Annotated in this window: 10 protein-coding genes and 1 pseudogene; 8 read left to right on the forward strand and 3 right to left on the reverse strand. The window is 38.2% G+C overall.

The window, feature by feature from the left end; all coding sequences use genetic code 11:
• Nucleotides 1-176: 176 nt before the first annotated feature.
• A pseudogene (locus V7K25_RS27195) lies at nt 177-344 on the forward strand (DUF711 family protein); the annotation flags it as partial.
• 2 nt (nt 345-346) lie between these two features.
• On the opposite strand, the gene V7K25_RS27200 reads toward V7K25_RS27195, so the two are convergent.
• Entirely contained in the window at nt 347-1,015 is a 669-nt protein-coding gene (locus V7K25_RS27200; RefSeq protein ID WP_335162398.1) for a 2OG-Fe dioxygenase family protein, read from the reverse strand.
• 243 nt (nt 1,016-1,258) lie between these two features.
• On the opposite strand from V7K25_RS27200, the gene sfsA reads away from it, so the two are divergent.
• Nucleotides 1,259-1,984 carry a DNA/RNA nuclease SfsA gene (gene sfsA / locus V7K25_RS27205; RefSeq protein ID WP_335162400.1) on the forward strand — a complete coding sequence of 242 codons (726 nt, stop codon included), beginning with the start codon at nt 1,259-1,261 and terminating at the stop codon, nt 1,982-1,984.
• A gap of 169 nt (nt 1,985-2,153) precedes the next feature.
• On the opposite strand, the gene V7K25_RS27210 is transcribed toward sfsA, so the two are convergent.
• The gene (locus tag V7K25_RS27210) at nt 2,154-2,555 is read right to left on the reverse strand and encodes a fasciclin domain-containing protein (protein WP_335162402.1); all 402 of its coding nucleotides are present in this window, start codon (nt 2,553-2,555) and stop codon (nt 2,154-2,156) included.
• Nucleotides 2,556-3,310: 755 nt separating this feature from the next.
• On the opposite strand from V7K25_RS27210, the gene modA reads away from it, so the two are divergent.
• From modA to V7K25_RS27230, 4 genes are all read left to right on the forward strand, one after another.
• Nucleotides 3,311-4,174, forward strand: coding sequence for a molybdate ABC transporter substrate-binding protein (gene modA / locus V7K25_RS27215; protein ID WP_335162404.1), 864 nt, complete (start codon nt 3,311-3,313; stop codon nt 4,172-4,174).
• Between the two features lie 66 nt (nt 4,175-4,240).
• Nucleotides 4,241-4,993 carry a DUF642 domain-containing protein gene (locus V7K25_RS27220; RefSeq protein ID WP_335162405.1) on the forward strand — a complete coding sequence of 251 codons (753 nt, stop codon included), beginning with the start codon at nt 4,241-4,243 and terminating at the stop codon, nt 4,991-4,993.
• A 246-nt stretch (nt 4,994-5,239) separates the two neighbouring features.
• Nucleotides 5,240-5,899 (forward strand): PEP-CTERM sorting domain-containing protein, encoded by a 660-nt coding sequence (locus V7K25_RS27225; protein WP_335162407.1) that lies wholly within the window; start codon nt 5,240-5,242, stop codon nt 5,897-5,899.
• A 269-nt stretch (nt 5,900-6,168) separates the two neighbouring features.
• Nucleotides 6,169-6,579: a 2TM domain-containing protein gene (locus V7K25_RS27230; protein ID WP_335162409.1), complete on the forward strand. Its 411-nt coding sequence runs from the start codon at nt 6,169-6,171 to the stop codon at nt 6,577-6,579.
• Between the two features lie 446 nt (nt 6,580-7,025).
• Here the strand turns inward: V7K25_RS27230 and V7K25_RS27235 are convergent, their stop codons facing one another.
• On the reverse strand, nt 7,026-7,184 hold the full coding sequence (locus tag V7K25_RS27235; RefSeq protein WP_335162415.1) for a hypothetical protein: 159 nt from the start codon (nt 7,182-7,184) through the stop codon (nt 7,026-7,028).
• Nucleotides 7,185-7,392: 208 nt separating this feature from the next.
• Between V7K25_RS27235 and V7K25_RS27240 the strand changes: the two genes are divergently transcribed.
• Both V7K25_RS27240 and V7K25_RS27245 read left to right on the forward strand, forming a co-directional pair.
• The gene (locus V7K25_RS27240) at nt 7,393-7,716 is read left to right on the forward strand and encodes a phasin family protein (RefSeq protein WP_335162411.1); all 324 of its coding nucleotides are present in this window, start codon (nt 7,393-7,395) and stop codon (nt 7,714-7,716) included.
• A 78-nt stretch (nt 7,717-7,794) separates the two neighbouring features.
• Nucleotides 7,795-8,316 (forward strand): FKBP-type peptidyl-prolyl cis-trans isomerase, encoded by a 522-nt coding sequence (locus V7K25_RS27245; RefSeq protein ID WP_335162413.1) that lies wholly within the window; start codon nt 7,795-7,797, stop codon nt 8,314-8,316.
• Nucleotides 8,317-8,652 lie beyond the last annotated feature (336 nt).

An 8,652-nucleotide genomic window follows, 5' to 3' on the forward strand; every position in this document is an offset into this window, starting at 1 on the left:
TCTAGACTTATGCTTCCGGGCTAAGGAACATGGATTAAATAAGATGCAAAATTTTATCCTGTCTCTAGCTTCCCTCTCCAATATATCGGAGAGGGATTGAGGGTGAGGTAAACCAGGGATATAAATTGTATGTTATTTAATTCTCATTCCTAACTAACAGGGCTAATAAGATTTCAACGATAGAGAAAATTGTGGCTTTATCAACTGATATGGCAACTTTAGCAATCAAGTTAGATAAACCACTATCAGGACGATTATTTTCAATTACAAATAAAAAAGCTGGGGAAATGACTACATTCAATTCCCCATATCTCGCAGATTATGAAATATTTACGGTTAACTAGAATTATTCTGAAAGCAAGCTAGGAGAAGTCAGTACAAAAACATCAAAGCTTCCTTGAGCGTCAGTTTGTGGTTTTATAGGATTCGCAAAATGGAAAAATTCATGGTCATTGACCAATAATAGTTCCCCCGGATTTAGAACTTTACTAAACACAGGTTTTTCTTTTTTGGCAGTATATAGATGTGTTTCTCCACCTTGAATATTATCTCTATCTACTGAAAAGATACCAATAAAATCAGTACCATCTTGATGGATACCTTCAGGCGCTGGACTACCCGAATTATCTGGCGAGCAAATAATTCTAATTTGATGAACTCCGATTTCAGCTTCCGGATGAAGTTTACAAGAATCACTAAATGCTAAGACAAGATTTCTAAAAATATCGAGTTCTATGAGTGCATCATCTAATTCTGCAAACTCTCTTTTTAAGTCGCCCAATAATGGATTGTACTCTTTACTTTGAAAGAAGTAGCCATGAGGTAATTTGATTAACTCATTTCCAGAAACTGTGAACCGAGATAATCTCCTCGAACGAAAGTTGCCTTTGATATAAGGGTCAACAGGCATATTTCTAAAAAATGGCTTGAAACCTTCTAGATTTATCGAATTTACTTTTCTTAGAGTAAAGAGAAAAGCATATTCTAATTCCGTTGATGCTCGCACTTGTTGCATAGGATTTACCTCCTTGCACGTTGGAATTCTCCCGGATTTTTCTTTACGGGAGGCTTATAACACTTAGTATATGCTACTTTATGTTAACATGTTGTTAATTTGACTACAAAAATTCGCATTTTATGATATAGGCAGTTACTCAATTTCTGTTATGGTGCAGAGTAGCTGCTGAAAAGATTTACTGTTGACAGGTAGGTGGGTAAGGAATCGACGTATATTTACTAGCAGCAATAAGGTTTTATAATGACAGATTGGCTTTACCGTTACCCACCTTTGTATCCAGGTATTCTACTAAAACGCTACAAGCGGTTTTTTGCTGACGTTCAACTTACTTCTGGCGAAATAGTGACAGCACATTGTCCCAATACAGGGCCAATGACTGGAGTATCAACTCCCCAAAGTGCTGTACAGCTTTCCAAAAGTGATAATCTTAACCGCAAATTGGCTTACACTTTAGAACTAATTCAGGTACATGATAACGAGCCGACTTGGGTAGGCATAAATACTTTTTTACCCAATCGGGTAGTAAAGCTAGCTTTGGCTAAATATCTTTTCCCAGAATTGGGCGACTATAGCCAAATCAAGGGTGAGGTGGTTTATGGGCTAGATAAAAAAAGTCGAGTGGATTTTTTCTTAACGGGGAGTGATGAGGAACGCCCGATTTATTTAGAAGTGAAAAATACAACTTTGTCTGAGGGGAGACTAGCTTTATTCCCTGACACCGAGACTACAAGAGGACAAAAGCATTTGCGAGAACTAATGGCACTGCTACCTCTAACTCGTGGGGTGATGCTTTACTTTATCAATCGCGGTGATTGTACAGAGTTCTCCCCTGGCGATCGCACAGATCCTATATATGGTAAATTATTACGGGATGCGATCGCTCACGGTTTAGAAGTCTTACCTTGCCGTTTTGATATTTCTCCCGAAGGTATTCGTTATTTAGGTTTGGCGAAACTAAGAATTTGATTACACCTAATTAAATCTAAACGCATGAAACAACAAATCCATCTAGACAGTATCTAGATGGATTTGTTGATAGTTGGTGTTTACAAAAAAACATTCAACCAGACTCTCATAGAGAAACGACTATAGGTAGTCGCTCCGCCAGAAATAGCATTAGCTATTCTGCGTTTATTTATGCAGGAATCAAAACTGTGTCAATTACGTGGATGACACCGTTATCAGCAGCAACATCTGCTGCTGCAACAGTTGCATCATTGATTTTAACGCCGTTAGAAGCGTCAATTTTTACATCTGAACCTTCAACTGTTTTAGCTGTCTTCAGCTTGACTACATCAGCAGCCAGTACCTTGCCTGATACTACATGATAGGTCAAGATTTTCTTGAGCTTAGGAATATCTTTCAGTAATGCGTCTACTGTACCTGCTGGAAGCTTATTAAACGCTTCATCAGTAGGTGCGAAGACGGTAAATGGCCCAGGGCCTTTCAGTGTATCTACTAAACCAGCTGCTTGAATTGCTGCAACTAGTGTGTTGAAAGAACCATTATTAGCGGCGGTGTCAACAATATTGGCCATGTGCTTTACCTAGTTCTGTGTAATCTGTTACAAATCTAAACTATTTATTTAATAAAATCTATCTATCGTTAGAGGTATGCTGAATAAAATTTTTTATTGATATCATAAATAATTATCTATATTTTTATACTAGTAAAGAATTATACACATATTGTCTGGGCGGATGAGTTATGGGGACTCCTGGATGCATAGTTTACCGCCGCAGGCATCGCTCTTTTTTATATGCAACGGTAGGAGTGATGGCTGTTCACTAGTATCAACACAGCACTTATTTTACCAAAAAAGTTAGTTAAATAGAAACTTAAAAGTATTTAGTTGGTATAAATAGGGTTTTAGCTATTCTAGGAGCTATATGAAATTTTCTAGTAAAACCTTTGCTATATATGTAATTTCGAGCTTTTTAATAACTTGGATGCGCCTGCCATAGCTCTTTGTCATGATTTATTAACCAAAAATGTTGGTATTGTACAGATTTAACTGATATTATTTCATCACTAAATACATTTCACTTGCTGTTTGTGTAATTACGGTTGGAAATAATAAACGGTCTATCACCCTAATGCTTGTAGTAATTGTGATTGGCTGTTTATTTGCAGAATTTATTATGCGTAGGACTTACGCATAAACCTTCTCTAACTCCCATTTATCCATATCCTCTACCTCTGCCATCTGTGTAGGTAGTTGATTTTTCGGTTGCCTGTGCGTAAGTCAGGTATGTCAACAATGAGACTTTTAGGTAATAATTTCCCCAAACTATGACTTTCATCAACAGAAGAAGACTTATTGCTTGGATGGCTACAGCAGTTACCAGCATGATGCTAGTAATAGGCTTCCAGTTTGTCCATTTCTCACCAGCACAATCTGCAACCACACTTAATGTATATGCGGCTGTCAGCTTAACAAACGCGCTGAATGCCATCAAGACTCAGTACCAAAATGCTAATCCAAGCGTCAATGTTGTTTATACATTTGGTGCTTCTGGTACCTTGTTAAGCCAAATACAAGCAGGAGCACCAGCAGATATTTTCATTTCTGCTGCTACCGACCAAATAGATGTCTTGCAGAATTCAAGCCCAAGTAAATTGGTAGCAGGTAGCCGTAAAAACGTTGTTAAAAACAGTCTAGTTTTAATTAAACCTACGACATCTCCTGTTAGTGCTGGTAGTGCTGGTCTCACTAGTATCAATGGTTTGACCAACGCCAACATTACTGGCATTGCTATAGGTGACTACACAGGTACTCCTCCAGTTGTGCCAGCAGGAAATTATGCCAAACAAGTTCTCACTACGCGAGGTATTTTCACTGTCACAAGTCCTAAATTATATCGTGGTAGCAATGTGCGTACCGTTTTAACTGCTGTTGAAAATAAAACTCTTCAAGTTAACGGTGTAAATAAAACTATTGATGCAGGTTTTGTTTATAAAACTGATGCTCTGATTTCTAACAAGGTAAAAGTCGTAGAAACCGCCTTACCATCAGAGAGCAATCCGATTGTCTACCCACTAAGTATCCTCACCAGAACTACAGTTCTCTCGGCGGCACAGAGTTTTTCTAGCTACTTAAGTGGTACTACAGCCCAGGCTATCTTCAAAAATAATTATGGCTTTGCCCTGCCTTAATTACCACAAAGTAAATCAATTAAGTACTCGTTGTCGTGAATATTGAACTATTTGGAGTAATGTTTCGTGAAGTTCACTAAAAAACTCTCAATTATTGTTTGTAGTTTGACCACCGCCTTTCTTCATACTGCTGTGATTACCAATACTTATAAATCGGCAGCACAAGCGGAAGGACAAGAGCTAATTATCAATGGGGGATTTGAAAAGGATTCTCTCGTAGATCCTAATGATCCCAACACTCCAAACCCTAATATTATCGGATGGACTAAATCTGGCGATTCGATCGATACATCAGGTATTAGAATTAGTAATTTTCCTAATACTGGTAATCAAGGTTTATCACTTGGTGCATTTTCAGAGATTAGCTACATATCACAGACTATCCGTACAGTGCCTGGTAAACACTACCAACTTACTTACTATTTAGCATCAACAGAGGAAGCACCTGACCTGAAGAATAAATTTAAGGTTTTTATAGGTGGAAATAAGGTTGATGTTAAAAATAATACTTCTTTTCAACCCTACACACAATACACGTTAGGTTTCAAAGCAAAAGGAACATCCACAGAGATAAAGTTTGGTTCCAAAGCCAAGTATGCGTTTTTATATTTGGATGATGTGAGTGTGAAAGCGACACCTGAACATCAAGGAGAAAATTATGGAGATTCAGGGGTAGGGGATTTCCAAGAAATAAATTATTCATCTTGTGGGGTGGGCATCTTGTCCGCCCTAAATCTGGGACAGGTGGGGATAATCATCCCACAAGAAAATTTGGGATGTTTTTTATTCGGAAGTCCCATAGATGATGGTGATGAATAAACCACGGGTAGAAGTATCTCAAGTCTAAATTGATAGTTAAGCCAGTTCGTAGTAAGGACTAAAGTTCTTATTTTCTAAGCACTAAAGTGCTTACTACAAACTCTCAAAACTAGCTTGACAAAATAGTAAAAACCCAAACAATGTCTGTCTCAGTAAGTTTTATTGACAAGTACTTAGAGCCAGCATGGATGTAACTATCAACTTGTTTTAATTGTCAGAATTTGGAATTATTTGGAGTCAAGTTTTATGAAGTTAACTAAAAAACTCTCAATTATTGTTTTTAGTGTTACCACTACCTTAATTAGCACTGCTGTAATTACCAATACTTATAATGCAGCAGCACAAGCGGCAGAACTTGTTAAAAACGGAAGCTTTGAACTCGATCCCCTCGTAGATCCTAACAATCCCAACCTGACAAATCCTAATGTTATAGACTGGATTAAATCTGGCGATGCGATGGATACATCAGGGATTAGAATTAACAATTTTCCTCAGCATGATAATGGTAATCAAGGTTTATCGATTGGTTCATTTATAAATCCTGCTTACATATCCCAGAATTTGGCTACAACTATCGGTAGTAGCTATAATCTTAGTTTCTTTTTAGGAACAGACGAAGATAGCAGTCAAGTTAATAACATATTTCAGGCATTTGTCGATGGAAATAAAGTTTTTGATAAAATAAATACTATAAATATTGCTGGAGTTCCCTTCACACAATATAACTTGAATTTTTTGGCGACAAAATCATCTACAGAGTTAAAGTTGGGTGGTAGAGCTAGCTATGGTTTTTTATACTTGGATAATGTGAGTGTAACACCTGTGCCTGAGCCATCAAGTATTGGAGGAATAGCAATTGCTGGGTTAATGGGAATATGTCTGAAGAAAAAGAAGGCAATTAGCTAGAAATAGATGGACTAGGATTCAACTTTCACATAATGTTTGACTTAAAGCCGTAACAGCGATCGCTGTTACGGCTTTGTCATAAAAGGAATATAGAGGTATTGACAAATACAGTAGTCATAAATCAATTGTGAGAAAATAATAACTGTGTAAATTTAACTAAGTATTAGGTGCAAAATGTGGAGGCGTTCGCTAACTTAATTGAACGAAACCTATCGAAAACTTCGTGAAATCAAAGGCGCATTTACACACCAACTTATAAGGTAATTAAAATGACTTACGATTCAGAAGATGTCCAAAAAATCCTTCAAATAGCACTCGCTCGTAAACAGGAAGGTGGATTTTCAAGAGAACAACTTATAGAAATGGCATCTGAATTAGGCATCTCTTCTGATATTTTGGAAGCAACTGAAAATAAGTGGTTAGCTCAAGAAGAAGAAGAACGTTTGCGTCGCACATTTAATACTTTCCGACGCAGAGCTTTTAGGGCACATTTAGTTAGCTTCGTAGCGGTGAATTTATTCCTTATTATTTTGAATTTAATAACTAGTCCTAGTTATTTTTGGGCTATCTTTCCAGTATTAGGATGGGGGTTAGGACTGTTTTTTCATTGGTGGGGTGTTTATCAGAGTAAATCAGAAGACTACGAGATAGCCTTTCAGAGTTGGCGTGCAAAAATCTAAGCTTCTCCCTACTTTGAAAAATGGGATTTCCAGAAGAGGCTTTAAGTCCTAAAAGCAATTGAGTTTATTTAACCTCTAACTCATTTTATGATACTGAAATGCGATTTAATTTGTGAAAAACCAAGCTGACTAAAAGCTTGCCAAATCAAGTTTTGCTTCTCGGTATACTTCGCAAAACTCAAATATAATCGGTAGGAATTTCATCCCTTCAAGGACTGGGATTACCGCCGATTTATTTATTAGCCATAATGACTAATGACTAAATTGGATTCCTATAATTTTTTGGGGGCGATCGCTTCACTAATCATGATAGTGGAAGTTTGCTTCTTGTTAAGCCCCTTCTCTATCACTTGAGAGTAATCTTTCACCTATAAATGGGGAAATTTCCCTACTTGATACTTTGCTGATTTCGCTATTGGATAAGATTCTCTGAGTGATTGGATAAATTAATTCTTAATAGTCTGCAAATCTGCTTGGGGTATAGCTTTCCACTGCTCCAGGGTTGCCCTACAAATGATCGGGATAACTGCTGTGTGGTTATTCAGGCTGATCCAAACCTCTTTAACGAGGAATCTAGGATATTCAGCCAGCGCTATTGTCCAAATTTGTGCGTCCTTCTAGATAAAATTTTCCCTTAAATTTGGGGCAACCTTAAACTTGAGTCGTTCTTTAAGCACACCCTGTGATCTCTGTGTTTGCTAATTTGCCAAAATAGAGATGTAGGCTAGAATAACCACGCTTTTAGCATAGCTTGATTGCTTACACTCAGGAGCAAGGATCGGCTGGTTTAAAATAAGTTAACAGGAAGGGAGTATGGAAAGCAACAACTGGTTGCAACAGCTAATGATGGTAGGTCTTGGCACAACGTCTATAGTCGCAGAAAAACTGCGGCAAGTCAGCGATGATTTAGTTAAAGACGGTAAGCTCAATCCTGAGCAAGCCAAGGCAGTTATAGATGATATTGCCCAGCAGTTAAAGTCGGAGCAGGGAAACTTCGATGTGCAAATGCAGCGGCAAATGCGAAATATGATGCAAGATTTGGGGGTGGCTCGGCAGTCAGAAGTGGACGAACTGCGGGGTAGAATTGACCGTTTAGAGCGGCAATTGCGCGATTTAGAAAATAAGCTTTGGCGTTAGAATGCCCTTTCTGATTTAAACTAAATGTGTCCTGTTGGTAATGTTTTTGCCAGGATACCTAAGTAAGGAGAACTGATTTTGAAACCAATTTTCCTCAGCGTGGCGTTCATGCTGGTGTGTGTTGTGCTTTTGGTTGTTGGGCAAGTAGGCAGTAAACAGAATAGTGCCATTGCTGCCGAGTTAGCCCAAACGCCGCCAGCGTCCACAACTGTAACTGAAAACAATATCTTAATTGCGAGTAATACTATGTCTGACGCTAATGCCGTAACTACCCCCTCTGGATTAAAGTATGTGGAGTTAAAAGAGGGGACTGGGGCGACTCCTAAATCTGGACAAACGGTTGAAGTTCACTATGTCGGCACTCTAGAAGATGGTACTAAGTTTGATAGTTCACGCGATCGCGGCCAACCCTTCAGCTTTAAAATAGGCGTTGGACAGGTTATCAAAGGTTGGGACGAAGGAGTTAGCACCATTAAAGTAGGCGGTCGTCGTAAGTTAATCATCCCATCGGAGTTAGGCTATGGCGCTCGTGGTGCAGGTGGCGTAATTCCACCCAATGCAACTCTAATTTTTGATGTGGAATTGCTGGGAGTAAAATAGCGACTAGTGACTGGGGATTGGGTACTGGGGACAAGGGAGAATTATTAAAAGAAGTTTTTATTCTCTCTGTTCTCAATGCCCAGTGCCCTATCAAATAAATTAAGTATTTTAGAGTACGGATAGGGCAGAAGTACAGCTAGAAAACATGAGAAAAGTATCTGTAACTTAGATCGGATTGCCGCGACTATACCAACAATCTAAAGGTCAAACTGATACGTCCCAATGTTTCTGGTTGCTTAAGAATTCCGGTTCTTCCGCTACTTTTATGGCGAGAATCAAAATTAATTAGATTTTAACAACTACAATTTAATATAAAAAATGGTTAAAATTTAGATA

It is taken from the genome of Nostoc sp., assembly GCF_036919495.1.
Classification (GTDB): Bacteria; Cyanobacteriota; Cyanobacteriia; order Cyanobacteriales; family Nostocaceae; genus Nostoc.

Coding starts and splice junctions, on each gene's coding strand:
- V7K25_RS27200 (WP_335162398.1), bottom strand. CDS start 1,015: ATGCAACAAGTGCGAGCATCAACGGAATTAGAATATGCTTTTCTCTTT.
- sfsA (WP_335162400.1), top strand. CDS start 1,259: ATGACAGATTGGCTTTACCGTTACCCACCTTTGTATCCAGGTATTCTA.
- V7K25_RS27210 (WP_335162402.1), bottom strand. CDS start 2,555: ATGGCCAATATTGTTGACACCGCCGCTAATAATGGTTCTTTCAACACA.
- modA (WP_335162404.1), top strand. CDS start 3,311: ATGACTTTCATCAACAGAAGAAGACTTATTGCTTGGATGGCTACAGCA.
- V7K25_RS27225 (WP_335162407.1), top strand. CDS start 5,240: ATGAAGTTAACTAAAAAACTCTCAATTATTGTTTTTAGTGTTACCACT.
- V7K25_RS27230 (WP_335162409.1), top strand. CDS start 6,169: ATGACTTACGATTCAGAAGATGTCCAAAAAATCCTTCAAATAGCACTC.
- V7K25_RS27240 (WP_335162411.1), top strand. CDS start 7,393: ATGGAAAGCAACAACTGGTTGCAACAGCTAATGATGGTAGGTCTTGGC.